Consider the following 24,724-nt stretch of genomic DNA (forward strand, 5'->3'; position numbering starts at 1 on the left):
GAAAAGCGGCGCTGGGCGCGGGCGGCGCGGGCATGGGGTGGGCTACACTGCGGGCTATGGCGAAGGCTCGTGCAAAAACGGCTCCTCCCCCCAGTCGGTTCGACGGGGAGGCGCTGGGCCTGGTGCTGTTCGCACTGGGCATCTTTCTGGCAGTGACCCTGCTGCTGCCACAGTTCTTCACGGGCGGCGGCATCATGGCGCAGGCGAATGGAGCCCTCACCGGCTGGCTGGGCTGGGGCGCCGGCCTGCTGCCGCTGGTGCCGGTGTGCTACGGGGTGCTGGTGTTTCTGGGCCGCGACCTCTCCGGCCTGACCCGGCGGGTGCTGGGCGGCGCGGTGGTGGTGGCGGCCCTGCTTGCCCTGCACGAGGTTTTCGTGCCGGGGGCCGCCGGGGAAGGGGCCGCGCGGGTGATGGCCCCGCTCACGGGAGCGCTGAGCTACGCCGCCGCCCTGCTGCCGCTGGTGGTGCTGACCCTGGGCGTCGAGATCATGCTGCGGATGCCGCCCTTCACGCTGCTCAAGGGCTTTTTCCGGGGCGTCAGCGTGCTGCTGGGCGGCGGGGCGACCGCGGTGCAGGGGGCCATTGAAGCGCGGCAAGACGGGCGCGAGGCGGCGCGGGCACGGGGTGGGGTGCGGCAGGCGCTGGCGGCGCAGACGCGCGAACTCGAAGCCCTGCGTCGCCTCTACCCCAGTGCCCAGGCCCTGCGCGACCAGCAGGAGGAGATTCGCGCCGCCACCCGCGACCTGCGCCGCCAGGACGAGTCGGGCCTCAAGGGGCTGGAAGGCGACCTGAAAGCCTGGCGCGAGGTCACCGGAACCTTCGTGGGGAACGCCGCCCGCGACCTGCGGGCCGAGGTGACCGCCGAGGCCCCCGATGCGGGTGCCCAGGCCGAGGCCGCCGCGAACGAGGTCCGGGCCGGGCGCCACGAGCTGTGCGTGGAGTTGCCCGGCACCCTGGCGAGCGGGGCGCTGGAGCGGCAGCGGCGGGGGCTCGTGACCGACCTGCAACGCCTCGCCGCCCGCGCCGGAAAGTTGGAGCGCGAGCGGCAGGCCGCCGAGAAGGCCCTCGCCAAGCCCGACGCGGGGGTGCTGGCCCGCGAGCAGGCCGCGCACCGCGAGCGGGCCAAAGCCTGGCGCGAGTTGGCGGAAGACTTCACCACCTGGCGAGCACGCGAGCGCCATTATCCCGGCTGGCCCGACCTCGCGGCGGCCTTCGACCGGGCCCCCACCGAACTCGCCGCTGCCCTCGCGGAGGCGCTCGCCAGCGATCCGGGCGGCACCCTGGCCGACCAGCCGGAGTGGCGGGCACGGCTGGAGCGGGCACAGCAGGACGCCCTCGAACGCGCGGCGGCGATGGCCGTGGGCGCGGCGCCGCTGAGCCAGACCGCTCCCACCCGGCCGGACACCGAAGATGCGGCAGTCGCTCCCACGCTGGACTTCGACTTCACCCGCCCGGAAACCGGGGAGGAGACGGCGGACGAGCCCGCCTCTCCCCTTTCCTCCTCCCCGGCGGCTGGCCCCAGCACGACGGTCCTCTCTGCCGTCCCGCCCGAGCCCGGCGTGCTGCTGGGGACCGGGACCGACGGGGTGCGGGCCGCGCCTCCCCGCCCGGCCCCGCAGCCCCAGCCCGAGGTCAAACCCGCCGCCCCCTGGGAGAGCGCCGAACCCGAGCGCCGCCGCCCGGCCCAGGGCGCGACCGACATCGCGCTGCCGGGCTACGACCTGCTCGACCCCATTCCGGTGGGGACGGTCAACCCGGCTGCCCTTCAGGTCGCCGCGCAGCAGCGGGCCGCCGTGATCGACCAGACGCTGCGGCATTTCGGCCTCCAGGCCCGTGTGGTGGACTTCGCGCGGGGGCCGACCGTCACCCGCTACGAGATCGAGCCCGCACCCGGTGAGAAGATCAGCCGCATCGCCAGCCTCTCGAACGACCTCGCCCGCGCCCTCGCCGTGGGGGGCGTGCGCGTGGAGGCCCCGGTGCCGGGCAAGAGCGTGATCGGCCTGGAGGTGCCCAACCTCGAACGCGAGCCGGTCACCTTTCATCAGGCGGCGGCGGCCCCGACCTTCCGGGGCACGCGGGCCAAGCTGCCCATCATCCTGGGCAAGAGCATTGACGGCGAGCTGATGGTCGGCGACCTCGCCAAGATGCCGCACCTCCTGATCGCGGGGTCGACCGGCTCGGGCAAGTCGGTGTGCGTCAACACGCTGATCACGTCGCTGCTGTACCGCTACCTGCCCACCGAACTGCGCTTCCTGATGGTGGACCCCAAGATGGTGGAACTCACGCCCTACGACGGGATTCCCCACCTCGTGCGGCCGGTGGTGACCAACCCGATGGACGCGGCGGGTGTGCTGCTGGGCGCGGTCGCCCACATGGAGCGGCGCTACAAGATGATGAGTCAGGTCGGAGCCAAGAACCTCGAGCAGTACAACGCCAAGATGCGGCAGGTCGGCGAGACCGAGTTGCCGCACCTCGTCATCATCATCGACGAGCTGGCCGACCTGATGATCACCTCGCCCAAGGAGGTCGAGTCGGCGATCATGCGCCTTGCGCAGATGGCCCGCGCCACGGGCATGCACCTCGTCCTCGCGACCCAGCGGCCCTCGGTGGATATCCTGACCTCGCTGATCAAGGTCAACGTGCCCGCCCGCATCGCCTTCGCCGTGAGCAGCAGCCACGACTCGCGCACGATTCTCGACTCGGTGGGCGCCGAACGCCTCACCGGGATGGGCGACATGCTGTTCTACCAGCCCGGCCTGATCAAGCCCGTGCGCCTGCAAGGGCCGTACATCTCGGAGGTCGAGTCGGCCCGCGTCGCGGACGAGCTGCGGCGGCAGGTCTTCGACGACGCCTTCGTGGAAGCCTACGGCTCGGACTTTGAGGGGGCTCCGGAGGCGAGCGGCCCAGGCCCGGACAAGGCCAACATGGACTTTTCCGACCCCCTGCTGCGGCAAGCGGCATTGATCTGCATCGAGGAGGGCCAGGGCAGTGTCTCGCGGCTTCAGCGCCGATTGTCGGTGGGCCACGCCCGCGCGGGCAAGCTGATGGACATGCTCGAGGCGATGGGCATCGTCTCCAAGCACCAGGGCAGCAAGCCGCGCGACGTGCTGATCACGGAGGCGGATCTGCCGGAGTATTTCGGGCGCTAACCGCCCCAACCAATCTGGGAGTTACATGAGAAAGCGGCCAAGCTCGGTCGTTTTTTCTTTTATGAGTTGTGGGGGAAAGGTTACCGAAGTTGCGTTTCAGCGCGGGGTGTAGAACATTGGGGAGCGGACCAGCCTTTCCAAACCCTATTCCCGAGGTGATGTCATGAAGAAGCAGACCAACCTGCTCACGCTCAGCCTGATGCTCGCCACCCCCGCGCTCGCGGGTGGGGCGGGCGCTCCCGCCGCCCAGAACCCCGCGACCTGCCGCAGCATCGCGCAGATCGTCTCCACCGACCCGCAGTTCAGCACCTTGCTGACGGCGGTCGAGGCGGCCGGGCTGACCGAGACGCTCGCGAGCGGCCAGTTCACGGTCTTCGCGCCCACCAACGCGGCCTTTGCCAAGCTGCCCAGCGATCAGCTCGCCATGATCCTCAACGACGAGGAAATGCTGCGCAGCGTGCTGCTGTACCACGTCGTGCCCGGCAAGGTCAGCGCGGCGCAGGTCCGCAGCCTGACGAGCGCCCGCACCGCGCAGGGGGCCACGGTGAATGTCCGCGTGATGAATAACCGCGTGATGATCAACAACGCCGCCGTGACCCGCGCCGATGTGGCCGCCTGCAACGGCGTGATTCACGTGATCGATACTGTGCTGGTGCCGCCCGCTGCCCCCGCCGCGGCAACCCCCGCTCCCGCTGCCCCGGTCGTGAGCACGCCCGCCCCCGCCGCGCCCGTGACGACGGCTCCGGCGGTCACGGCGCCCGCCGCCTTCGACCTGCGGAGCATTCCCGCCGTACCGCTGACGGGTTCGACGACTTCCACCACCACGACCACGACGACCACCACCGAGACGACGACCACGGAAACGGCCACGACCGAGTCGACGGACGCGGCGGCGGAGACGAGCACCGAGACGGAAGCCACCGTCGCGACCAACACCCTCTACGACGTGATCGTGGCCGACGAGCGCTTCAGCACGCTGCTCGACCTGCTCAGCGACGCGGGGCTGACCGAGACGCTGACGACGGGCGAATACACCATCTTCGCGCCCACCAACGAGGCCTTTGCGGCCCTTGACGACGCGACCCTCGCCAACCTCGCCGCCAACCCCGACGTGCTGCGGCAGGTACTCTCCTACCACGTGGTGCAGGGCCGCCTGACGGCCGAGCAGCTTGCCAGCAGCACCAGCCTGACCTCGGTGCAGGGCGGCGTGCTGTCCCTGAGCCAGAGCGGCACCTCGCGGACGGTCAACGCGTCCCCGATCGCCGAGACCTTCGCCACCGCGAGCAACGGCACCATCTTCGTGATCAACCAGGTGCTGCTGCCCCCCGGCCTGACCATCCCGGCGGCCGAGGTCGTGGAAGAAGCGCCCGCCACGGCCGAGGCGACGACCGCCACCACGACGACGACGGGCACTACCTCGGGCACCGCGACTGCGACGACCACCGCGACCGTCACCCCGGCGGCGGGCAGCCTCGCGGCCTTTGTCACCACCGACCCCCGCTTCAGCATCCTCGCGGAGCTGATTCGCGCGGCGGGCCTGACCGAGACGCTGGGCGGCGGCGAGTTCACCCTCTTCGCGCCCACGAACGACGCCTTTAACGCCGTGCCCGCCGCCACGCTGACGGCGCTGCGTGCGGACCCCGCCCGCCTGCGGCAGATCCTGCTGTACCACGTGGTCCCCGGCCGCGTGACCGCGACGGCGCTGGCCGAGAGCCCCAACCTCACGACCGCCGCCAATGTGCAGGTCCCGTTGACCCGCCCCAGCGGCACCACGGGTGCCCGGATCGGAGGCGCGACCATCCAGGGCGAGGGCATCGCCACCTCCAACGGCACCGTGTACATCATCAACACCGTGCTGATTCCCGCCGGGCAGTAAGCCCACCCGCCTTCCCCCCAGCCGCCCGCCCCGTGCGGGCGGTTTCGTATGGACGGGGGGCGGGGCAGGCACGGTACACTCGCGCCCGTGACGAGGCGGCGCAGGACGAGAGGAGCAGTGGCCCTGGCCCTGCTGGGGCTGGCCGGGACGTGGGCCGCCGCCCGCCCGGTGGCGGTGGGCGGCGCGGTGCAGGCGGCGGCGGTGGAGACGCGGACCCTGCCGGGGGGGGCGAGGCCCTGGCGGTCTGGACCCTGCCCCGGCTGGGCGTGGCCGTCCGCAACGACCCGCAGGACGTGCGCCTGCGCTACGGCGAGCGTGAGTTGCGCCATGCGCCGGGGACCGGCTGGCGGGCGGTGGGCTTCACGTTGCCGGGCGGGACGGGGCTGGCCGCGCCGCAGGCCATCGGTCCCAGCCTGTATGTGCCGCTCGCGGCCCTGCGGCTGCTGGGGGTGCCGGTTACAGCGGACACGCCCAGCCTCCTCGGGTTCGCCGCCCCCGCCACCGTGCCGGAGGAGACGCTGCCGCCCTCGCCCGACCTGCCCGCCCCCGACGCGGCGCCCGTCCCGCCTGCCCTGCCCCCGCTGGCGAATCTCGACACGGTGCGGGTGGGGCGCTCGGTCTACCGCACGGTGGAGGTGCAGCGGGTCGTGCTGGAATTCAGCGCCGCCGCCCCCCACAGCGTGGTGCGCGAGTCGGGTGGCCTGAGCGTGGTGCTGCCGCGCGTGACGGGCACCCCCTCCCAGACGGCCCTGCGCAGCGGCGACCTGCTGCGGGTGGAGCCTGCCGGGAACGGCGTGCGCGTTCACCTGCGCACGGGTGGGGGCACCAGCGAGATCTTCACCCTGAACAACCCCTACCGGGTCGTGATCGACACGACCACCCACCTCGACCCCCGCGTGCCGCCCCCCGTCAACCCGGAGGCGCTGCCGGAGGGAGTGACCTACCGCACGCGCGGCGGGCTGCACCTGCTGAGTTTTGACCCGGCGCGCTTCCAGCCCCGCGTGGTGACGGCCCCGGTGGGGGCAGCCAGGGACGTGGCCGCGCTGGTGGGGGCGGCAGGCGCCGTGGCGGGCGTGAACGGCGGGTATTTCGACCCCGCGAGCAGCCTGCCGGTGGACCTCGTGGCGGTGGGGGGCTTCCTCACGGCGGGCAGCCTGGAAAAGCGGGCGGCGGTGGGCTTTACCCCCCAGGGCACGCCCCTTTTCGGCTACCCCCGCCCCCGCTACGTGGTGGGCGGTGACCTCGGCACCCTCACCGTGAACGGGGTGGGCGCGAAGGTGCGGCCCACGCTGCTGACGGCCTTTGTGGGGGACGGCGCGACGCGGGTGGGGGCCGAGGGGCTGACCACCCTCTGGAGCGAGGGGGGCCGGGTCAGCCGGGTCGTTTCCGGTCCGGCCGTGCCGCCGCGCGGGTTGCTGGCGCTGACCTTCGATCCCGCCCGCTTCCCCGCGCTGCCGCGCACGCCGGGCGCCCGGCTCACGGTGTCGGTGAACTGGCAGGCCACCGACGCCCCCTGGGAGCGGGCGCAGGACGCGCTGGCCGCCGGGCCGCTGCTGGTGCGGGAGGGCCGGGTGGTCCTCGACCCGAAGCGCGAGGCTTTCGACACGGGCGCGAGCATCTGGCGGGCCACCCGGCAGGTCGCCTTCGGGGTGCTGGAGGGCCAGCCCACCGTCGCCTACCTGGAGCACGGCACGCCGGAAGCGTTCGCGGCGGCCCTCGCGGGAGCGGGCGTGCGCGACGCGGTGCGGCTGGACAGCGGGTCGAGCGCGACGGCCTACCTGACGGGCGGGTATGCGGGGCTGGGCGGCTACCTCAACACCGTCTGGAGTCGGCCGGTGCCCAACGCGATCGTCTTCGTGCCGAAGGTGACCGGGGCGCAGAAATAGGGTCCGGCTAGACCCCCACTCGCAGCCGCTCCAGCAGGCGCACATACGCCTCGGCAGTCACGCGCACGTCCCCGAGGGAACGGTGCCGCCCGCCGGGGGCGAACTCCAGCCCCAGCCGCTCGGCAAGGAGGTCGAGGCGGTGCGAGCGCTCGCCGGGAAAGGCACGGCGCGAGAGCTGCATGGTGCAGTGCTCGGCCGGGGGCGCCCAGCGCAGGCCGCAGCGCCCGGTGGCCGCCCGCAGAAAGCCCCCGTCGAAACCGATGTTGTGGGCGACCACCGCCGAGTCGCCCACGAAGTCGAGGAACTCGGGCAGCACGTCGCGCAACTCCGGCGCCCCGCGCACCATCGCGTCGCTGATGCCGTGAACCTGCTGCGCCCGCCAGGGAATCCGCAGGGAATCGCCTGAGCTGCTCACCGGGCGCACCAGCGTCTCGAAGCGCTCGTCCTCCACGACCCGCCCGTCCCGCACCCGCATGGCCCCGATCTCCACGATGGCGTCGCGCTCGGGCGAGAGGCCAGTGGTTTCCAGGTCGAAGACGACGACGTTCACGCCTCCCAGGGTAGCGTGCCGGGAGCCGGGCGGCGTCACCACAGGAATCCCCCTGCCGAACCGAACCCGGCAGGGGGCGAACTCGGCAGGGGGAAAGCTCAGGGCTACCCATCGGCGCGTCGGCGAGGGCGGTTAGGCAGGCACCTGACCCTTCGGGCGGTTCCAGAAGCGGTGCTGGGCCACGGCGGCGATAAAGCCCTGGGTGAGATTCACGAGTTCCGCGCCGTCCGACGTGACCACGCCGAGGTCGGGCTGGCCCTGCGGCCCGGAAAGGTCCACCCCGGCGAGGTCGGCCGCCCGCAGCAACGCCACACCCTCACCCGCCGCGCCGATGGCCTTGCCGTGCTTGAAGCTCTCGTTGAGGAAGTGCAGGGCGTCCCCCTGCCCCTTCAGGGCGTCGATGCTGGCCGGCCCGCCCGGAACGAACACGGCGTCGTACATCACCGAGGCAGTGGTCATGAAGCTCTTGTCCACCTTGACCTCGCCGCCTTCTCCCTGCAAGGGTTTCTGGAACCTGGAGATCACCTCGACGGTGGCCCCCGCGTCGGTCAGCGCCTGCCGCACGGCACTCAGGCCCGCGTCGTCCACACCGTCGGCGGCCAGCACCGCGACCTTGCGGGTCCTGATGGAGTCGGTGCGCTTGCGGGCCTCCACACCGACTTCGGGCACCCGCCCCGTCACGGCCGGACTGGCGTCCTCGGTGGGCGGCTCGACGCCGATCCCCTCGGCCACCCGCACGGCGAGGCTGTGGTCGATCCGGTTGAGGTACTCGTGGACCATGCGCTCGCGGATGGCGAAGACCTCCACCTTGCCCAGCTCGAACTGCGCGGCCTCGACCAGATGGTCCTGCTCGGGCGGGGTCAGCGAGTGCCAGAACATCGCGGGCTGGGTGAAATGGTCGGCAAAGCTGGGGCTGCGCCCACGGATCTTGTGGGCCGCCACCCGCTCCGCGTAGTGCACGTACCCGCCCTCGGCCTCGGGAGCGGGCCGGGGCGTGCCGTCGCCCAGCGAGTTGGGGAAGTACGACACGCGGCCCCGGTGGATGGTCTGCTGCCCGTAGCCCTCGCGCTGGTTGTTGTGGACCGGCGCGACCGGGCGGTTGATGGGAAGCTGCGCGAAGTTGGGCCCGCCCAGCCGGATCAGCTGCGTGTCGAGGTAGGAAAAGAGCCGCCCCTGCAGCAGCGGGTCGTTGGTGAAGTCGATGCCCGGCACGACGTGACCGGGGTGGAACGCCACCTGCTCGGTTTCCGCGAAGAAGTTGTCGGGGTTGCGGTTGAGGGTCATCTTGCCGACGATCCGCACCGGCACCTCGTTCTCGGGGATGATCTTGGTGGCGTCGAGCAGGTCGAAGTCGAAGCGGTGCTCGTCCTCTTCCTCCACGATCTGCACGCCCAGCTCGTACTCGGGGAAGTCGCCCTTCTCGATGGCCTCCCACAGGTCGCGGCGGTTGAAGTCGGGGTCCTTCCCGGCGATCTTCTGCGCCTCGTCCCACACCAGCGAGGCCGTGCCCAGCACCGGACGCCAGTGGAACTTCACGAAACGGGCCTTGCCCTCGGCGTTGACGAAGCGGAAGGTGTGCACCCCGAAGCCCTCCATCATGCGGTAGCTGCGGGGAAGGGCGCGGTCGGACAGCACCCACATGACGTTGTGGGCAGTTTCGGGCATCAGGGAGATGAAATCCCAGAACGTGTCGTGCGCCGCCGACGCCTGCGGCATCTGGTGGTGCGGCTCGGGCTTGACGGCGTGGACGAGATCGGGGAACTTCACGGCGTCCTGAATGAAGAAGACGGGCATGTTGTTGCCCACGAGGTCCCAGTTCCCCTCCTCCGTATAGAACTTCACCGAGAAGCCGCGCACGTCGCGCACCGTATCGGCCGAGCCGCGAAAGCCCGCCACGGTGGAGAAGCGCACAAAGACGGGGGTTTTCACCGACGGGTCCTGAAAGACGCGGGCGCGGGTCAGCTCGGTCAGCGGCTCGTACACCTGAAAGTAACCGTAGGCGCCCGAGCCCCGGGCGTGCACGACCCGCTCGGGGATGCGCTCGTGGTCGAAGTGCATCATCTTCTCGCGCAGGTGGAAATCCTCGAGCAGCGTGGGGCCGCGCAGACCCGCCGTCAGCGAGTTGTCGGTGTCGCTGACCCGCAGGCCCTGGTTGGTGGTGAGGTACTGGCCGCGCGAGTCCTTGCGGCTTTCGCTCAGTTGCTCCTGCTTGCTCTGCTCGCTGACCCCACGGGGTTCGGGGGACGCGGGCGGCCGGTTCGGGTGGTCGGTCATGGAACTCTCCTTCCAAGAGAATCGGAGGCGGGGCGTCAACGGAGCAGGTCGCCCGAACCAGCCCAGAACGCGGCTCAGGCGACCCTCCAGACTCCGTTGAACGTGGCCGTCAGTGTAGCGCGGGCTCCCCCGGGGGCCTTTTTTCTGTTCCGAACCGTGAAGTCTTCCTGAACGCTGAAGCAGCCCGCCGCGCCCGCAAAACCCCGGCGGACCGGGTGCGTCCTTTGTCGTGCCGGTCCTGCGGATGGGTCACGGCTGCTCCGGCGGTACAGCCCCCCGCCCCATCAGCCCGGCCACCGCCTCCTCCTTGCCCTTGGCCTCCACCTCGATCCAGGGCACGTCGCGGTACGCGCTGGGTAGATCGGTGATCAGGTGGCTGTGGCGGCGGTCCTGCGGACTGTCGATGCCGTTGGAGAGGTGGACGACCTGCCACTCCGGGGGCCGCCACGTCGCGCGGGCTTTCAGCACCCACTCGCGCACGCTGGGGTCCTCCTGACCCTCCAGCTTCTCGCGAACGACGTGGTGGTGGGCGTCGAAGACGAGGGGCACCCCCGTCGCCCCGCAGACTGGCAGCAGGTCCTGCGGGCCGTAGGCGCGTTCGTCGTTTTCCAGCCCCAGTCGCAACCGGGCGCTGTCGGGCAGGTCGGGAATAATGGCGGCGAGTTCGGCCGCCCGCCCCCCCTTGCCGCCGTGCAGCAGCAGCAGGTTCCAGGTCGAGCGCGGAAAGCCGAAGCGGTCAAGCGTATCGGCGTGCGCGGCGAGGGTGCGGGCGCTGGAGGCGCGGACCTCGGGGCGATCGGAATTGAGCACGATGAACTGCTCGGGGTGCATCAGCACGCGAATCCCGGCGTCCTCGAAGGCATACCCCGCCTCCCGCATCTGCGGCGCGAGGTGCCCCAGCACCGCCCGCCCGGTGTCGTCGCCCTCCAGGTCGAACATCGGAAAGAGGCTGGAGCTCAGGCGGTAGAGCCGGATGCCCCGCTTCGCGCAGAAGTCGGCCGCCCGGCGCACCCGCACGATGTTGTCACTGTAGAGGTCGAGCAGCTTGGCTTCGCGTTCCCCCGGCGAGAGCTTCTGGTAGTTGGTCAGCGTAATGGTCCGGAAACGCACCTCCGGGCCGACCGTCATGCACACCAGACCGTAGGCGGGGGCGGTCACGAGGCCCCCCGTTTCGCAGCCGCCCGGCAGCGGTCCGAGCAGTAGCGCACGTTCTCCCAGTCGCGCTCCCACTTCTTGCGCCAGGTAAAGGGCAGGCCGCACGCCGCGCAGACCTTGCTCGGCCGCTCGGAGGGCTTGCGGCCCCCGCCGAAGGTTCTGGCCCGGTCAGGCATGGGCTGCCCCCAGCGCGGTCAGGGCACGGGCGGCGAGGGCGGTGGGGGTGTCGGCAGCCGCCACGCCGAGGGTCAGCACGTCTGGCTCGTCCCGGCCCGGCGGTTCCAGCGTGGCGAGTTGCGAGGGCAGCAGGTCCGGCCCCGCGTAGTGCCCGGTGCGGGCGGCCAGCCGCTCCCGCAACAGGAGCTCCGGCACCCGCAGGAACAGGAAGCGGACTCCCGGTCCCCGCAGCCGGTCCCGGTAGACCCGCCGCAACGCCGAGCAGGCCAGGACCGCGGCGGGCCGCGTTCCCAGTTCCGCCCGCAACCGCTCCAGCCACGGCCAGCGGTCCGCGTCCGTCAGGGCCTCGCCCCGCGCCATCCGGCGGCGGGCTTCCGGCGTGTGGAAGTCGTCGCCGTCGAGAAACGGCCACCCCGTGCGGGCGCTCAGATCGCGCCCCACCGTCGTCTTGCCACTGCCCGCTGCGCCCATCACGACCAACCGCATGGAGACAGTCTGAGGGTTGGCCCGCCCGGCAACCGTGGGCATGAAGGAAATGGGTTGACGCCGGAGCCATGACCCCTCAAGCTAGGTGACACAAGCCTTGCGAGATAAGACTTATCCCCGGAGGTCTCCCATGACGCCCCTGAAGTCCGGCACCGTCGATCTGGTCATTCTGGCGGCCCTGCACGAGCAGCCGCGCTACGGGCTGGAACTCGCCGACCATATCGGCACCCGCAGCGGCGGCCTCTTCGAACTCTCGGAGGGGAGCCTCTACCCCGCGCTGCTGCGGCTGAGCAAGGCCGGGCTGATCGAGGGCGAGTGGCAGCCCACGCCGGGGGGCGGCAGCCCGCGCAAGGTCTACCGCCTGACCGACGCGGGAGGGCAGGAACTCGCGCGGCGGCGGGCCGAGTGGGAACGGCTTCAGGTGGCCGTGAATGCCCTGCTGCTGCGCCGGGGGGTGCGGGCATGAGCCGGGTGTTCAGCCGCTACGTCCACCGCGCCACCCTGGGCCTGCCCCGGCAGGAGCGCCTGGAGGCCGCCGCCGAACTCCGCACCCACCTGATGGACCGCGCCGCCCGGCTGGAGGCCGAGGGGTTCAGCCGCGAGGAGGCCGAACACCTCGCCGTGAAGGGGATGGGCGACGTGGGCGTCACCAACCGGCAACTGCTGGGGCACGTCTTTACCAACCGGGTCGCCTGGGCAGTCCTGGCCGTGCTGGTGCTGGGAGGCGGAGGGTGGTGGGTATGGCAGAACGTGCCGCTGCCAGGGTGGGGGCAGGCGACGTGGCGGTGGGACAGCGAGTTGGGGACGGCGGACCTGGCAGCGCTGTTCGAGGACGCGAACGCGCCGCGCGGTCACTATCTCGCTGGGCAACTTTCACTGCCCACGCGGGCCGAGTGGCTCTATATCACCCTCGTCCCGCGGAAGAACGAGGGGATGGCAGTGCTTCACATCTCCTCCCTGCGGCCTCACCCGAAAGACGACAATGCGCCGACCACTCGCCCGGCCAACGAGCGCACTGTCTCCCGCCTGTTGCTGGGCGGCGCGGCCTGGGAAACGCTGCCGACGAACTGCACTCGTTCAGTACCGCAGGTTCGGCTGTATGTGAAGACCCTGCCGCTCAGCCCCTGGAGTCTGGGGAGCATCTGCACAGGCGTCACGCTGCCACCGACCAGCCAACTGTCGGGGTGGAGCGCGGGCTGGCAGCCCGAGACAGACGGGTCCCTCACCTTGAACCGGTGGACGGTGCTGGCTGCTTACGGTGTGGGCTACGGCCAGCGGAACGCCAAGAGCGGCGTCATCAACTCAGACCCCTGGAACAGCCAGCATGCCGTCCTCTTCGCGGTGATGCCTGCCGACCACGCCCTGCACACTGGACGAAAGATCCCGCCCGGCACATCCAGCGGTATCTATCTGGAAACCAACAACTGGAAGAAGGACGGCTCCGGCCTCCCCCGCCCTACCCTGAAGTGGCCCTAACCCCCCAGCGCCGCGTGCGCCTCGAGCAGCAGCGCTTCGGTCTCGTCCCAGCCCACGCAGGCGTCGGTGACGCTCACGCCGGGCTGGAGCCGGGACAGGTCGGCGGGAATGGCCTGCTTGCCGGGGCGCAGGTTGGATTCCAGCATCAGGCCCCTCAGCGCCGTCTGCCCGGCGAGGCGCTGCCCCAGCACGTCGCGCCAGACGCCAGCCTGCCGGGTGTGGTCCGAGCCGCTGTTGGCGTGCGAACAGTCCACCATGACGGCGGGCGTCAGGCCCGCCCCCTCCATCAGCGCGGCGGCCTCGGCGACGAAGGGGACGGCGTGGTTCGGCCCGGCCCGGCCCCCGCGCAGGATCACGTGCCCGTGCGGGTTACCCCGCGTGTGGACCACGCAGGCGCGGCCGTCGTCGTCGATGGTGAAAAAAGCGTGGGGATGCCGCGCGGCGAGAATGGCGTCCACGGCGAGCTTGAGGCCCCCGCCCGTGCCGTTCTTGAAGCCCATCGGAGCACTGACCGCGCTCGCCATCACCCGGTGGGTCTGCGACTCGGCGGTGCGGGCGCCCAGGCAGGCCCATGCGACGGCATCGAAGAGGTACTGCGGGGCGAAGGGATCGAGCAGCTCGGTGGCGACGGGTAGGCCGAGTTCGGACACGCGCAACATCAGCTCGCGGGTGCGGCGCAGCCCGGCGTTCATGTCGTTGGCCCCCGTCATGTCGGGGTCGATCAAAAAGCCACGCCAGCCTACCGTCGTGCGGGGCTTGTCCACGTAGACGCGCATCTGAACTTCCAGCCGGTCCCCCACCCGCGCCCGCAGCCCGGCGAGGCGCCCCGCGTAGGCCACCGCCTCCCCGAAATCGTGGACCGAGCACGGCCCCACCACCGCGAGCAGGCGTCCGTCGCGCCCCGCCAGGATGTCCTGCGCGGCCTGCCGCCCGGCGAGGACGGCCGCTTCGGCGGCGGGCGTGAGGGGCAACTCGGCCTTGAGGTCGCGCGGGGTGACCAGCCGCGTGAAGGCCGTGACGTTGAGGTTCTCGGTGCGGGCGGGGTGGGCCTGGGGCTCGGGCTGGGGCATGAGGGTCCTTTTATGGCTCAAACGAAAAGGCCCGGAGGTGCATTCCTCCGGGGGCTGGTGGCTGATAGGCAGCGCGGTGTCAGGCCCGGAGGAACCGGGGCCAATAGGACAGCGCGGCGCGGGGCGACATGGGGGCAGTCTAGGCTGGGGGAATGAGGGGGCCGCCGAGCGGTCTAGGGGATTGGGGGAAGTCGGCAAGGAGCGACCGACTCGGGATGTCCCCGCCGGGTTCGGCCTTCCCCGTCCGCTAAACTGGCCTCCGGTCGGACGCAGTCTCCCGGTGGCACCCGCCGGGGCACGCGGATCCGAGGACCAGCGGAGCCGGAGGGGGACGGCTCTTCTTTCTCGCCGCTGAGTGGCGACCGTCTGCCCCCGGTACCCCAGGCGGGGCGGCGGCGCTCTTCCCCGGAGGTGCCCATGTCCACACGTCCTCTTCCCCCCCAGGCAGGCGGTCCATGACCGTCGCCGTCTTCTTCCCGTTCCTGATGGCCGCGCTCGCCGCCTGGCTGGGGCCACGGTTGGGCCGCCGCACCGGATATGTCGCCGCGGCGGCCTTTCTGCCCGCGCTGCTCCTGATCCCCGACCTGCTGCGGATGCCGGGGGCGGCCCCCGCGCTGGAGGTCACCCGCTGGGTGCCCACCCTGGACCTCGACCTCGCCTTCCGGGGCGACGGGTTCTCGCTGCTGTTCGCCGTGCTGATCGGCGTGATCGGCACGCTGGCGAGCCTGTACTCGGTCGCCTACCTTTCGGAGCGCGAGCGGTTCGGGCGCTTTTACAGTTACCTGCTGCTGTTCGGCGGCTCGATGCTGGGGCTGGTGCTGACCGACAACCTCGTGGCGCTGTTCGGGTTCTGGGAGATGACCAGCGTGACCAGCTTCCTCCTGATCGGGCTGTGGCACACCCGCTCGGCAGCGCGGGACGGGGCGGTCAAGGCCTTTCTGGTCAGTGCCCTCGGCGGCCTCGCGCTGCTGGCCGCCGTCGCCCTGATCGCGCTGGGGGGCGGCAGCACGTCGCTCTCGGCGCTGGACGTGGGGGCGCTGCGCGAGTCGGCGTATTTCACCCCCGCGCTGCTGCTCACGCTGCTGGCGGCCTTTACCAAGAGCGCCCAACTGCCCTTCCACCTGTGGCTCCCCACCGCGATGGAGGCGCCGACCCCGGTGTCGGCCTTCCTGCACTCCGCGACGATGGTGAAGGCGGGCGTGGTCCTCGTCGCCAAGTTCGGGCTGCTGTTCGGGGGGGCGGCGCTGTGGTCGGCCATCATCGTGCCGGTGGGACTGGCGACGCTGGTTTGGGGGTCGTGGCTGGCCCTGCGGCAGACCGACCTCAAGGCGCTGCTGGCCTACTCCACCGTGTCGCAGCTCGGCCTGCTGATGAGTCTTTACGGGCTGGCCGACGCCGAGGGCCGCTTCTCCGCGACCGCGCACCTGCTCAACCACGCGGCGTTCAAGGCGGCCCTCTTTTTCGTGGTGGGCATCATCGACCACGAGACGGGAACCCGTGAGCTGCCGCTGCTGGGGGGCCTGCGCCGGGCGCTGCCGGTCACCTTCGCAGTGGCGCTGCTGGCGGCCCTCAGCATGGCGGGGCTCCCGCCGCTGGGGGGCTTCATCTCCAAGGAGCTGTTTTTTGAAGCGATGCTGCACCAGGGGCCGCTCTTTATCGCGGTGGCGGTGGTGGGCAGTGCCCTGACCTTCGCGTACTCGCTGAGGCTGCTGCGGGTCTTTCTGGGAACGCCGCGTGCGCCCGCCGGGGCCGAGCCGCACGAGGCCCCGCCCGGCCTGACCCTGCCTGCCGCGGGCCTCGCGCTGACCGCGCTGGCCTTCGGGGTGCTGCCCGGCACGGCGGAGGCGTTGACCCGCACCGCGCAATCGGCGCTGAATTTCGCGGACTACGACGGCTACCTCTCGCTGTGGCACGGGGTCACGCCCGCGCTGCTGGCGACCCTGCTCACCTGGGCGCTGGGGGCGGTGCTGGTGTGGCAGGCGAGAGGAATGGAGACGCTGGGGCGGCGCCTGACTCCCCGCGTGAATGCAAACACGGTGTACTACGGCCTGACCCAGACGGTGAACGTCTTTTCCTCGTGGCTGATCGCACGGACGCAGGGGCTGCCGTTGCCGGACCAGCTGCGCATCATGCTGGCCGCCGCCGCGCTGATGGGCGGGTACGCGGTGTGGCGGGCGCCGCAGGTCTTCTACCCCTTCGGGGAGCTGCCGCTGGGGGTGCTCCCCATCGCCGCGCTGCTCGTCGCCGGAGCGGTGGGGGTGCTGCTCTCGCGCGGGCGCCTGACCGCCGTGATCGTGACGGGCCTGACGGGGTTCGGCAGCGCGGCGGCCTTCCTGGCCTTCCGGGCGCCCGACCTCGCCCTGACGCAACTGCTGGTGGAGGCGGTGACGGTGATCCTCTTTCTGCTGGCCTTCCGGTACCTGCCGGGGGTGCGCGACCTGCCACGCACGCGCTGGCGGTATGTCTTCGACGTGGCGGTGGCCGGACTCGCGGGGGTGGGCATCACGCTGCTGGTGCTGTCGAGCGTGCGCTTTCTGGCGCCGCCCATCTCGCCTTACTACCTCGAATACAGCTACAAGGGGGGCGGCGGCAAGAACGTGGTCAACGTGCTGCTGGTGGACTTCCGGGGCTTCGACACCCTGGGCGAGATCACGGTGGTGGGGATGGTCGCGCTCGCCGTGCTGAGCCTGGTGCGGCTGGGCAAACCCGGCCGCCCCCGCCGCGCCCCGGATGACACGGCGGAGCTGCCGGCCCGGAGGCGGCCATGACCCGGCCCCCCGCTTCCACCGGCCGCGAGGCCCCCGCCCCCGCGCCCCTCACCAATGACCCCATCCTGCGCTCGACCAGCCGGGCGGTGTTCGCGCTGGTGCTGCTGTTCGCCTTTCTGCTGCTGTGGCGCGGGCACAACGCGCCGGGCGGCGGCTTTATCGCCGGGCTGATGACCGCGTGTGCGCTGGTGCTGCACCGCATCGCCTACGGCTTTTCCGCGCTGCGTCTCGACCCGGCGCGGCTGATTCCCTGGGGGCTGGCCCTTTCCTTCGTGACCGGACTGGTGCCCTACCTGCTGGGGAGGCCCTACCTCAAGAGCGACTACGGCTACATCACCACGGCGGTGACGGGCGAGTTCGAGTGGGCGACCGCGCTGCTGTTCGATGTCGGGGTCTTTCTGCTCGTCGTGGGGGCCAGCCTCACCATCGCCTACGCGCTGACCGAGGTGGCCCCACAGGAGACGGTGGAGGGCGACGAATGAACCGGGCCGCCCTCTCCCACCCCTGCCCCGTTTCCCTCCCGGAGGCCCGCTGAATGGAAACCCTTTTTGCCGTGATTATCGGCCTGCTGGTGGCGGCGGGCGTCTTTCTGCTGCTCTCGCGGGTGATCGTGCGGGTGGTGCTGGGGCTGACCTTTATCGGCTACGCGGCCAACCTCGCCATCCTGACGGTCGCGGGGCTGCGCGACGTGTCGCCGCCGCTGCTGACACTGCCCGGCCCCTACATGGACCCCCTCCCGCAGGCGCTGATCCTGACCGCCATCGTGATCGGCTTTGCCACCACCGCCCTGCTGCTCACGGTGGCGCTGCGGGCCTATCAGGTCGCCGGGCACGACGACGTGGAGGCCTTCGGGGACAACCTCGCCCGTGACCCTGGCGCCCATGACGGCTCCTTTGCCGACCCCGAGCACCAGAGCCCCGACCGCCCCGACGTGGAGGACGAAGAGTCGGCGCCTGTCGCCGCCGGGAGCCGCCCGTGACCCCGGCCGACCTCGCGTGGCTGCCGCTGGCGCCCATCCTGACGCCGCTGGGCATCGGCCTGCTGCTGCTGTACCCCTGGCGCCGCCCGGTGCGGGTGGGGCTGGCGCTCGCCGGGGCGCTCGGGGTGCTGGTGTTCGCGGCGTGGCTCGTCGCGGCCACCTCGGGCGGGGCGGTGCTGGTGAGCAGTCTGGGGGGCTGGCCCGCGCCCTTCGGCATCGTGATGACCGCCGACCGCCTGAGCGCGTGGATGAGCCTGCTCGCGGCGGTCAGCGGCGTGCTGGCGGTCTGGCAGGCCGCTGCCGACCCCGACCCGGTGCGCGAAAAGCACCACCTCTTCGGGCTGCTGTTCTTCCTGTTCGCGGGGGTGCAGCTCTCCTTCCTGACGGGGGACCTCTTCAACCTGTTCGTGGCGTTCGAGGTGATGCTGGTCGCCTCCTACGCGCTGGCGGTGCTGGGGTCTACCCGCGAGCAACTGCGCGAGGGGTTCCGCTACATCGTGATGAATCTGGTCGCCTCGGCGCTGCTGGTGGTGACCTGCGGGCTGGCCTACGGGGTGCTGGGCACGCTGAATTTCGCGCACCTCGCGCAGCGCTCGGCCGAGCTGGGACCGAATGCGACGGTGACGGCGGTGGGCGTGCTGCTCCTGATCGTCTTCGCGGCCAAGGGAGCGCTCTTTCCGCTGGGCTTCTGGCTGCCGGGCACCTACCCGGCGCTGCCGCCCGCCGTGGGAGCCTTTTTCGCGGCGGTGCTCACCAAGGTGGGCATCTACGCGCTGATCCGGGTGTTCACGACCGTCTTCAACCAGGACCCCGCCCTGCCCAACACGCTGCTGCTGGGGCTGGGCGCCGTGACGATGCTGTTCGGGGCCTTCGGCGCGGTGAGCCAGCGCGAGTGGCGGCGCATCTTTTCCTTCACGGTGATCAGTTCGGTGGGCTACCTCGCCTTCGGGCTGGGGCTGGGCACCCCGGAGGCGCTGCGGGCCAGCGTGGCGTACCTCGCGGTGAGCGTGCTGGTCACGGCGGCGCTGTTCGCCATCGCGGCGGTCGCGGAACGGGCGGCGGGGTCGCGGCTGGTGACGGTGCGGGGCATGATCGACTTTCTGCCGCTGCTGGCGGGGTGCTTCCTGCTGTGTGCGCTGACGGTGGCGGGGCTGCCGCCCTCGGGCGGATTCGTCGCCAAGTACGCGCTGGTGCGGGCCGGGCTGGCCCAGGGGTCGCCGCTGGCGCTGGCGGCCGTCTTCAGCGCCCTGCTCGCCAGCCTGATCCTGCTGTACGCGATGCTGGGCGTGTGGCGCGGGTTTTTCTGGGGCAAGCACCTCGTGATGTTCCCGGTGTACCGGGTGCCCCTCCCGCTGCGGGCCGCCGCCTACGCCGCGACCGCGCTCGTCGCTGGGCTGACCCTCTTCGCGGGGCCGCTGCTGGGCTGGGCCGACGCGACCGCCGCCGAGCTGAGCGAGCCGGGGCAGTACATCCGGGGCGTGCTGGGCGACGAACCGGTCGTGATTCCGCCCCCGCCCACCGTGCCGGAGGCGCCGTGAACCGCCCCACCCTGGTCTCCCTGCTGGCGGTGGTCTGGGCGCTGCTGCTGGGCGAGCCGGGCGTGCGGAACCTCGCGGTCGGGCTGGCGCTGGGGGTACTGATCGTGCGGCTGTTTCCACGGGCGGTGGGGGCACGCGCGGCCCCTCAGCGGCCACCTGATCTGCGGGCCTCCCTGCGGCGCGGGGTCGGCTGGCTGGCCTTCGTTGGCTTTTTCCTGCGCGAGCTGGCGGTGGCGAACGTGCAGGTCGCGCTCCTCGCGCTGCGGCCCCGCCCTCCCCTCAACCCCCTGATCGTGGAGGTCCCGCTGCGGCTGCGGGGCGAGGGGCTGCTGACCGTCCTCTCCGCCGCGATCACGCTGATGCCGGGCACCGTCACGATGGGCCTGAGCCGCGACCGCCGCACCCTCTACGCCCACGCCATCGGCACCGCCGACGCCGAGGCGGCCCGCGCGTCCATCGTGCGGGTGGAGCGTTACCTGCTGCCGCTGGACACTCCCTTTCCCCTCTCCCCCACCGGAGGCCCCGCATGATCATCAACCTGGCCCTGGGCATCGTGACCCTCTCGGTGCTGCTCGTGACCTACCGCGTGCTGCGCGGCCCCTCGTGGGGCGACCGCATCATGGCCTTCGACTTCCTGAGCGTGAATCTGGTCGTGCTGTTTGCCCTGATCGCGGTGCGCACCGGCTACCTCGTGATGCTGGACGCCGCGCTGGTCCTGAGCCTGCTGGGGTTTCTCTCCACCGTGGCCCTGACCCGCTACCTGCTGCTGGGCCGGGTGATGAAGTGAGGAGGCCCGCCGACCTCCTCCTCCCCGCCGGGAGGCGTCTCCGTGGATGACTTCCGGCCCGCCCGCGACCTCCCGATCCTGTTCGGGGCCTTTTTCGTGCTCACCGCGGCCATCGGGGTGGTGCGCTTTCCGGACCTGTACTCGCGGCTGCACGCGAGCAGCAAGCTCGTCACGTTGGGGTCGGCGGGCATCTTCCTGGGGGTGGCCTTTGCGCTCAACGACGCGGCGGCCTTTACCCGGCTGGCGGCGGTGCTGCTGTTTCAGTTCCTGACTACGCCCCTCTCGGCGTACCTGATCGCGCAGGCGGCCTACCTACGGGGCTTGCCGCCCATCCTGGGGGACGGGCGGGGCGAGGGGATCGACGAATGGGGCGCCCTGGGACGGGCCGACGAGGTCGCGCAGGCCGACCGCGAGGCCCTGCGGGTGCTGGCCGAGGAGGGCCTCGCGGACGAGGGGTAGGCGGGGGTTACGCCTTGGCCGCGTCCCCGGTCCCGCCCCCGCGCGGGCGCCACAGGCTGACGAGCACGCCGCCGCCCAGAATCGCCAGGGTCACCGTGAGGCTGATCGCCGGGTCCACCTTGCCGAACGCCTGCCCCCAGAAGATCTTGCCGCCGATAAAGACGAGCACCAGCGCGAGGGCGGGCTTCAAGGCCCAGAAGCGGTCCACCAGCGCACCGAGCGCGAAGTACAGCGCCCGCAGGCCCAGGATGGCGAAGATGTTGCTGGTGTACACGATGAAGGGGTCCTGCGTGATCGCGAAGATCGCCGGGATGGAGTCCACCGCGAACACCAGATCGGCGAACTCGACGAGCAACAGCGCCAGCAGCAGAGGCGTGGCGTGCAGCCGCACCCGCCCGGCGGCGTCGGGCAGCCGGGTCAGGAACTTCTGGCCGTCGAGCTTCGGGCTGATGGGGAGAAGGCGCCGCAGCGCCCGCACCACGATATGCCGCTCCAGATCGGGGGCCTCGCCGTGCCCGCCGCCCCCGCGCAGCAGCTTGATGCCGGTGAGCAGCAGGAAGCCCCCGAAGACCCACATCACCCAGTCGAACTCCGACACCAGCGCCGCGCCCAGCGCGATCATGATGCCGCGCAGCACGATCACGCCCAGAATGCCCCAGAACAGCACCCGGTGCTGCAGGGCGCGGGGAATCGCCAGCGCCGCGAAAATCACGCTGATCACGAACACGTTGTCGAGGGCCAGCGCCTTTTCCACCGCGAAGCCGGTCAGGTAGGCCATGCCGCTCTCGGCGCCCAGCGCCCACCACACCCACGCGCCGTACAGCAGGGCCACGGCGATGTAAAAGGCACTCAGGCGCAGGCTGGCCGCGACCCCCAGCTCCTCGCCCCGCTGCCCCCGGCGCCGCGCGAGCACGCCGAGGTCGAAGACCAGCAGGCCCAGCACCAGCCCGAAGAAGACCACCCACATCCACACGGGCTTGCCCATCCACTCCGTCGTCCACAGGTCCATTCCGAGCGTGTCCTTCCGGACCGGGCCATCCGGCGCTGCTCGGCGGCGAGGGCTCCACAACGGGGAGGGGCCAGCACCGGAGCAGGCGTCCCCGGATGGGGGTCCTGCCCAGGTCTGGCCCTCGCTGCGGGGGACCGGGGCGGCGTTGCCTCCCGAACTGTCGGTCCCCGCGCACCCGGCCGAGCTTCGGCGCGGGCGGCGTACTCCCCTGGAGTGAGCGCAGTGTGACAGAGCGCGGCCCCCGCCGAGTGTGGCGGGGACAACGGTCCGGGGAGAAATCAGGCCTCGGGGTCCGCAATCTGGCGCAGGCGCTCGACCCGCTCGGCCAGCTCGGTCAGTTCCAGGCCCCGCAGGGCCTTGGCGGCGCGGGTGATCCCGGCCTCATCCACCCGGTTCTCGTTCCAGCCCGCGATCAGCATCGCGCAGCCTTGCAGGGCGCCCGCCATCTGCTCCTTGTGGAACATGGCGGCGAGTGCCCCGTCCCGCTGGGGCTGGGTCTGCTGCACCTGCCCCTGCACGTCCAGCACAACCTGCATAAAGACCTGATCGAGCCGGGCGCGGTCGTCGGCAGAGAGGGTTACGTCGGAGGAACCGGGAGCTTGCGTCATGCCCGGCAGTCTAGAGGCGCCGGGCACCGGGGTCAGCGCCCCACGAACGGCGCGAGCAGCAGCGGCGCGAGCAGCAGGCTGACCAGCAGGCCGTTGAGGAGGGCCGAGAGCAGCAGGGTCGCGCCCGCCTGCACGGGGTCGCGCAGGTTCATGCTGGACTGCACCGCGAGGTAACCGAACACGACCAGCGCGAGCGTCACCAGCAGGCTGACCAGCCAGCCCAGGATGGGAATGATCCCCAGCAGCGTGCCCAGCAGGCTCAGCGGCACGTAGAACAGCGAGAAGGTATAGGCGACCTCCTCGTAGCGCCCGGTGCCCCCGAAGAGGCGGCGGCCCAGCAGGTAGACGGCCCCGGTGAAGATGCCGAATTGCAGCGGAATCAGCAGCAGGCGGCTGAAGAACTGCCCGGGCACCGTCACGTCCCCGTGAAAGGGCGCAAAGAGGGCCGCGATCATCGCCGAGGCGAGGGCGGCGAGGCCCACGTACAGGAAGGCCTGCCGCACCCCACCCCGGCGCTCGAAGTGCTCGAAGGTCGTGGGGCTGGGCCGAGCCAGCACCGCCGCGCTCTGGGCGAACATGTCGGCAAAGGTCGCCTGGATCCGGGTCGGGGCGCTCATGCCCCCAGTACGCGGCGGGGGCCGGGACCGTTCCCGTCGCCCCCCGTGCGACAATCACCCCATGACCGGATTCCCCTCCCCAGACGCGGACGGCGCCGCGACCCACTCCGGGTTCGTCGCCATCGTGGGCAAGCCCAACGTCGGCAAGAGCACGCTGCTCAACGCCTTTCTCAACACCAAGGTGGCCCCCACCAGCCCCCGGCCGCAAACCACCCGCCGGGGCGTGCGCGGCATCCACTCCACCGACACCCACCAGATCGTCTTCGTGGACACGCCGGGCCTGCACAAGCCCAAGGACGCCCTGGGCAAGTACATGAACCAGGAGGTCCACAGTGCGCTCAGCGACGTGGACGTGATCCTGTGGGTCGTGGACCTGCGCCACCCCCCCACCGACGAAGATCAGCTCGTGGCCCGGCAGGTGCGCGACCTGCCCAAGCCGCTCTTCCTGATCGGCAACAAGACCGACGCCGCCAAGTACCCCGACGAGGCGATGAAGCTCTACCGGGCGCTGCTCGAAGAGCGCACGGGCGAGACGGCCGAGGTTATGCTCAGCGCCCAGAACAGCCCCGAGGCGGTGGGCACCCTGCGCGAGCAGATTCTGGACGCCCTCCCGGAAAACCCCTTCTTCTTCCCGCGCGGCAGCGCGTCCGACCAGAGCCGCGAGCAGTGGGCCGCCGAGATCATCCGCGAGGAAGCGATGAAGAAGCTGCGCGACGAGCTGCCCTACGCCGTCGCCACCCGCGTCAACCGCTGGACCGAGCGCGAGGACGGCCTCCAGCGCATCGAGGGCGAGATCGTCGTGGAGAAGAACGCCCACAAGGGCATGGTGATCGGCGCCGGGGGCAAGCAACTGCGCGAGATCGGGCAAGCGGCCCGCAAGCAGCTTGAGGTGTTCCTGAACCGCAAGGTGTTCCTGGGGCTGGAGGTCATCGTGATTCCCGGCTGGCGCGAGGACGAGGAGGCTTTGCGGGAGCTGGGATACGAATAACGCGGTCAGCGTTCAGTGCTGAGGGGGCGGGCGCTCAGGCGTTCGCCTCCTTGCTTTGGATGCTGAGGCGCTCGCGTTCGCGCAGGGCATCCTCGTAAAAGAGTTTGGTCTGGTACATCCGAATCTGCCCGACCTTGTACAGCGCGGCGAACTCCTCCCGGCTCACGTAACGGGCCTCGGCCACCTCGTCGGTGAAGGTGGGGGCGACGGTCTGCCCCGGCAGCGGCTCGGCCAGCCAGATGTGGCGCAGGACGAAGGCGCCATCGGGAAACTGACCCAGGTAGGTGTTCAGATACTTCACCAGCCGGACGCGCAGCCCGGTTTCCTCGTAGGCTTCGCGCACGGCGGTGTCCTGCGGGTTCTCGCCCTCCTCCACAGTGCCCGAGGGGATGTGCCACAGCCCGGCCTTCTCCATCTGCCCCGGCACGCCGAGCTCACGCACGAGCAGGATGTCGCCGCACTCATTCAGGATGACCACGCCGCCCGCGTGCAGCTCGACGGGAACGTGCGTGCGCTCGTCGTGCTGCATCACCCATCGCCCCCTGCTCCAGCCTTCCTCGTCCAGCGGTCGGCGTCGCGGGTCTCGACCTTCGCCATCATCCGGGTAAAGCCACGTTCCAGGCTCAGGCCGCGTTCGTTCGCCATGCACAGCATCACGAACAGGAGGTCGGCCAGCTCCATCTCCAGGTCACCCGCCTCCTCGCCGGGCTTGGGCTTCTTGCCGTTCCCGTGGGCGATTACGCGGGCAATTTCACCCGTTTCCTCGGTCAGGCGGGCCAGCATCAGCAGGGGCGGGAAATACCCCTCCTCGAACTGGGAGATGTAGGCGTCCACGCGCTGCCGGGCGTCCTCGAAGGTCAGGCTCATGCTCG

24 protein-coding genes are annotated in these 24,724 nt (G+C 71.1%); 13 read left to right on the forward strand and 11 right to left on the reverse strand.

The window, feature by feature from the left end; genetic code table 11:
- The first annotated feature begins 56 nt into the window (after positions 1-56).
- The 3 genes from C3K08_RS09880 to C3K08_RS09890 all read left to right on the forward strand — a co-directional run bounded on the left by C3K08_RS09880 (position 57) and on the right by C3K08_RS09890 (position 6,911).
- Positions 57-3,149, forward strand: a complete 3,093-nt coding sequence (locus C3K08_RS09880) for a DNA translocase FtsK (RefSeq protein WP_104991154.1) — start codon at positions 57-59, stop codon at positions 3,147-3,149.
- Between the two features lie 163 nt (positions 3,150-3,312).
- Positions 3,313-5,025 carry a fasciclin domain-containing protein gene (locus C3K08_RS09885; RefSeq protein WP_104991155.1) on the forward strand — a complete coding sequence of 571 codons (1,713 nt, stop codon included), beginning with the start codon at positions 3,313-3,315 and terminating at the stop codon, positions 5,023-5,025.
- Between the two features lie 149 nt (positions 5,026-5,174).
- Positions 5,175-6,911, forward strand: a complete 1,737-nt coding sequence (locus C3K08_RS09890) for a phosphodiester glycosidase family protein (RefSeq protein ID WP_369848226.1) — start codon at positions 5,175-5,177, stop codon at positions 6,909-6,911.
- A gap of 7 nt (positions 6,912-6,918) precedes the next feature.
- On the opposite strand, the gene C3K08_RS09895 is transcribed toward C3K08_RS09890, so the two are convergent.
- The 5 genes from C3K08_RS09895 to C3K08_RS09915 all read right to left on the reverse strand — a co-directional run bounded on the left by C3K08_RS09895 (position 6,919) and on the right by C3K08_RS09915 (position 11,553).
- Entirely contained in the window at positions 6,919-7,461 is a 543-nt protein-coding gene (locus C3K08_RS09895; protein ID WP_104991156.1) for a PolC-type DNA polymerase III, read from the reverse strand.
- Between the two features lie 132 nt (positions 7,462-7,593).
- A complete protein-coding gene (locus tag C3K08_RS09900; protein ID WP_104991157.1) occupies positions 7,594-9,735 on the reverse strand; it encodes a catalase in 2,142 nt (713 codons plus the stop codon).
- A gap of 249 nt (positions 9,736-9,984) precedes the next feature.
- Positions 9,985-10,863, reverse strand: coding sequence for a UV DNA damage repair endonuclease UvsE (gene uvsE / locus C3K08_RS09905; RefSeq protein WP_369848559.1), 879 nt, complete (start codon positions 10,861-10,863; stop codon positions 9,985-9,987).
- Positions 10,864-10,889: 26 nt separating this feature from the next.
- Positions 10,890-11,066, reverse strand: a complete 177-nt coding sequence (locus C3K08_RS18900; RefSeq protein ID WP_104991159.1) for a DUF2256 domain-containing protein — start codon at positions 11,064-11,066, stop codon at positions 10,890-10,892.
- Positions 11,059-11,553 carry a gluconokinase gene (locus C3K08_RS09915; RefSeq protein ID WP_104991160.1) on the reverse strand — a complete coding sequence of 165 codons (495 nt, stop codon included), beginning with the start codon at positions 11,551-11,553 and terminating at the stop codon, positions 11,059-11,061. Before C3K08_RS09915 ends, C3K08_RS18900 begins: the two co-directional genes overlap by 8 nt.
- A 130-nt stretch (positions 11,554-11,683) precedes the next feature.
- Here C3K08_RS09915 and C3K08_RS09920 point away from each other — a divergent pair, with 130 nt between their 5' ends.
- The gene (locus tag C3K08_RS09920; RefSeq protein WP_104991161.1) at positions 11,684-12,019 is read left to right on the forward strand and encodes a PadR family transcriptional regulator; all 336 of its coding nucleotides are present in this window, start codon (positions 11,684-11,686) and stop codon (positions 12,017-12,019) included.
- A complete protein-coding gene (locus C3K08_RS18285) occupies positions 12,016-13,029 on the forward strand; it encodes a permease prefix domain 1-containing protein (protein ID WP_199776914.1) in 1,014 nt (337 codons plus the stop codon). The genes C3K08_RS09920 and C3K08_RS18285 overlap by 4 nt, the downstream gene beginning before the upstream one ends.
- On the opposite strand, the gene C3K08_RS09930 is transcribed toward C3K08_RS18285, so the two are convergent.
- Complete coding sequence (locus C3K08_RS09930; protein WP_104991162.1) at positions 13,026-14,099, reverse strand: 3-deoxy-7-phosphoheptulonate synthase; 1,074 nt, start codon at positions 14,097-14,099, stop codon at positions 13,026-13,028. The two genes, C3K08_RS18285 and C3K08_RS09930, sit on opposite strands and share 4 nt — an antisense overlap.
- Positions 14,100-14,554: 455 nt before the next feature.
- On the opposite strand from C3K08_RS09930, the gene mbhE reads away from it, so the two are divergent.
- The 7 genes from mbhE to mnhG are packed head-to-tail and all read left to right on the forward strand — an operon-like array spanning position 14,555 to position 20,630.
- On the forward strand, positions 14,555-16,867 hold the full coding sequence (mbhE, locus tag C3K08_RS09935) for a hydrogen gas-evolving membrane-bound hydrogenase subunit E (protein ID WP_104991163.1): 2,313 nt from the start codon (positions 14,555-14,557) through the stop codon (positions 16,865-16,867).
- Complete coding sequence (locus C3K08_RS09940) at positions 16,864-17,349, forward strand: Na(+)/H(+) antiporter subunit B (RefSeq protein WP_104991164.1); 486 nt, start codon at positions 16,864-16,866, stop codon at positions 17,347-17,349. Before mbhE ends, C3K08_RS09940 begins: the two co-directional genes overlap by 4 nt.
- A gap of 53 nt (positions 17,350-17,402) precedes the next feature.
- Entirely contained in the window at positions 17,403-17,846 is a 444-nt protein-coding gene (locus tag C3K08_RS09945; RefSeq protein ID WP_104991165.1) for a sodium:proton antiporter, read from the forward strand.
- On the forward strand, positions 17,843-19,384 hold the full coding sequence (locus C3K08_RS09950; RefSeq protein ID WP_104991166.1) for a proton-conducting transporter membrane subunit: 1,542 nt from the start codon (positions 17,843-17,845) through the stop codon (positions 19,382-19,384). The genes C3K08_RS09945 and C3K08_RS09950 overlap by 4 nt, the downstream gene beginning before the upstream one ends.
- Positions 19,381-19,914, forward strand: coding sequence for a Na+/H+ antiporter subunit E (locus C3K08_RS09955; protein ID WP_104991167.1), 534 nt, complete (start codon positions 19,381-19,383; stop codon positions 19,912-19,914). The genes C3K08_RS09950 and C3K08_RS09955 overlap by 4 nt, the downstream gene beginning before the upstream one ends.
- Positions 19,911-20,171, forward strand: coding sequence for a monovalent cation/H+ antiporter complex subunit F (locus tag C3K08_RS09960; protein WP_027459842.1), 261 nt, complete (start codon positions 19,911-19,913; stop codon positions 20,169-20,171). Before C3K08_RS09955 ends, C3K08_RS09960 begins: the two co-directional genes overlap by 4 nt.
- Before the next feature lie 42 nt (positions 20,172-20,213).
- Positions 20,214-20,630 carry a monovalent cation/H(+) antiporter subunit G gene (gene mnhG, locus C3K08_RS09965; protein WP_104991168.1) on the forward strand — a complete coding sequence of 139 codons (417 nt, stop codon included), beginning with the start codon at positions 20,214-20,216 and terminating at the stop codon, positions 20,628-20,630.
- A gap of 7 nt (positions 20,631-20,637) precedes the next feature.
- On the opposite strand, the gene C3K08_RS09970 is transcribed toward mnhG, so the two are convergent.
- The 3 genes from C3K08_RS09970 to C3K08_RS09980 all read right to left on the reverse strand — a co-directional run bounded on the left by C3K08_RS09970 (position 20,638) and on the right by C3K08_RS09980 (position 22,864).
- A complete protein-coding gene (locus C3K08_RS09970; RefSeq protein WP_104991169.1) occupies positions 20,638-21,639 on the reverse strand; it encodes a TerC family protein in 1,002 nt (333 codons plus the stop codon).
- Positions 21,640-21,917: 278 nt separating this feature from the next.
- A complete protein-coding gene (locus C3K08_RS09975) occupies positions 21,918-22,247 on the reverse strand; it encodes a hypothetical protein (protein ID WP_104991170.1) in 330 nt (109 codons plus the stop codon).
- 32 nt (positions 22,248-22,279) lie between these two features.
- Complete coding sequence (locus C3K08_RS09980) at positions 22,280-22,864, reverse strand: YIP1 family protein (protein ID WP_104991171.1); 585 nt, start codon at positions 22,862-22,864, stop codon at positions 22,280-22,282.
- A gap of 61 nt (positions 22,865-22,925) precedes the next feature.
- On the opposite strand from C3K08_RS09980, the gene era reads away from it, so the two are divergent.
- Entirely contained in the window at positions 22,926-23,852 is a 927-nt protein-coding gene (gene era / locus C3K08_RS09985) for a GTPase Era (RefSeq protein ID WP_104991172.1), read from the forward strand.
- A 34-nt stretch (positions 23,853-23,886) separates the two neighbouring features.
- On the opposite strand, the gene C3K08_RS09990 is transcribed toward era, so the two are convergent.
- Together C3K08_RS09990 and C3K08_RS09995 are read right to left on the reverse strand one after the other, a co-directional pair.
- The gene (locus C3K08_RS09990) at positions 23,887-24,381 is read right to left on the reverse strand and encodes a Nudix hydrolase (RefSeq protein WP_104991173.1); all 495 of its coding nucleotides are present in this window, start codon (positions 24,379-24,381) and stop codon (positions 23,887-23,889) included.
- On the reverse strand, positions 24,381-24,719 hold the full coding sequence (locus C3K08_RS09995; protein ID WP_104991174.1) for a nucleotide pyrophosphohydrolase: 339 nt from the start codon (positions 24,717-24,719) through the stop codon (positions 24,381-24,383). The genes C3K08_RS09990 and C3K08_RS09995 overlap by 1 nt, the downstream gene beginning before the upstream one ends.
- Between the last annotated feature and the right edge of the window lie 5 nt (positions 24,720-24,724).

This window comes from Deinococcus sp. NW-56 (genome assembly GCF_002953415.1).
Taxonomy (GTDB): Bacteria; Deinococcota; Deinococci; order Deinococcales; family Deinococcaceae; genus Deinococcus.

Excerpts from the sequence above, each read along its gene's own strand:
- C3K08_RS09880 (WP_104991154.1), top strand. The coding sequence starts at position 57 with ATGGCGAAGGCTCGTGCAAAAACGGCTCCTCCCCCCAGTCGGTTCGAC.
- C3K08_RS09885 (WP_104991155.1), top strand. The coding sequence starts at position 3,313 with ATGAAGAAGCAGACCAACCTGCTCACGCTCAGCCTGATGCTCGCCACC.
- C3K08_RS09900 (WP_104991157.1), bottom strand. The coding sequence starts at position 9,735 with ATGACCGACCACCCGAACCGGCCGCCCGCGTCCCCCGAACCCCGTGGG.
- uvsE (WP_369848559.1), bottom strand. The coding sequence starts at position 10,863 with ATGACGGTCGGCCCGGAGGTGCGTTTCCGGACCATTACGCTGACCAAC.
- C3K08_RS18900 (WP_104991159.1), bottom strand. The coding sequence starts at position 11,066 with ATGCCTGACCGGGCCAGAACCTTCGGCGGGGGCCGCAAGCCCTCCGAG.
- C3K08_RS09915 (WP_104991160.1), bottom strand. The coding sequence starts at position 11,553 with ATGCGGTTGGTCGTGATGGGCGCAGCGGGCAGTGGCAAGACGACGGTG.
- C3K08_RS09920 (WP_104991161.1), top strand. The coding sequence starts at position 11,684 with ATGACGCCCCTGAAGTCCGGCACCGTCGATCTGGTCATTCTGGCGGCC.
- C3K08_RS18285 (WP_199776914.1), top strand. The coding sequence starts at position 12,016 with ATGAGCCGGGTGTTCAGCCGCTACGTCCACCGCGCCACCCTGGGCCTG.
- C3K08_RS09930 (WP_104991162.1), bottom strand. The coding sequence starts at position 14,099 with ATGCCCCAGCCCGAGCCCCAGGCCCACCCCGCCCGCACCGAGAACCTC.
- mbhE (WP_104991163.1), top strand. The coding sequence starts at position 14,555 with ATGACCGTCGCCGTCTTCTTCCCGTTCCTGATGGCCGCGCTCGCCGCC.
- C3K08_RS09940 (WP_104991164.1), top strand. The coding sequence starts at position 16,864 with ATGACCCGGCCCCCCGCTTCCACCGGCCGCGAGGCCCCCGCCCCCGCG.
- C3K08_RS09945 (WP_104991165.1), top strand. The coding sequence starts at position 17,403 with ATGGAAACCCTTTTTGCCGTGATTATCGGCCTGCTGGTGGCGGCGGGC.
- C3K08_RS09960 (WP_027459842.1), top strand. The coding sequence starts at position 19,911 with ATGATCATCAACCTGGCCCTGGGCATCGTGACCCTCTCGGTGCTGCTC.
- C3K08_RS09970 (WP_104991169.1), bottom strand. The coding sequence starts at position 21,639 with ATGGACCTGTGGACGACGGAGTGGATGGGCAAGCCCGTGTGGATGTGG.
- C3K08_RS09975 (WP_104991170.1), bottom strand. The coding sequence starts at position 22,247 with ATGACGCAAGCTCCCGGTTCCTCCGACGTAACCCTCTCTGCCGACGAC.
- C3K08_RS09980 (WP_104991171.1), bottom strand. The coding sequence starts at position 22,864 with ATGAGCGCCCCGACCCGGATCCAGGCGACCTTTGCCGACATGTTCGCC.
- era (WP_104991172.1), top strand. The coding sequence starts at position 22,926 with ATGACCGGATTCCCCTCCCCAGACGCGGACGGCGCCGCGACCCACTCC.
- C3K08_RS09990 (WP_104991173.1), bottom strand. The coding sequence starts at position 24,381 with ATGCAGCACGACGAGCGCACGCACGTTCCCGTCGAGCTGCACGCGGGC.
- C3K08_RS09995 (WP_104991174.1), bottom strand. The coding sequence starts at position 24,719 with ATGAGCCTGACCTTCGAGGACGCCCGGCAGCGCGTGGACGCCTACATC.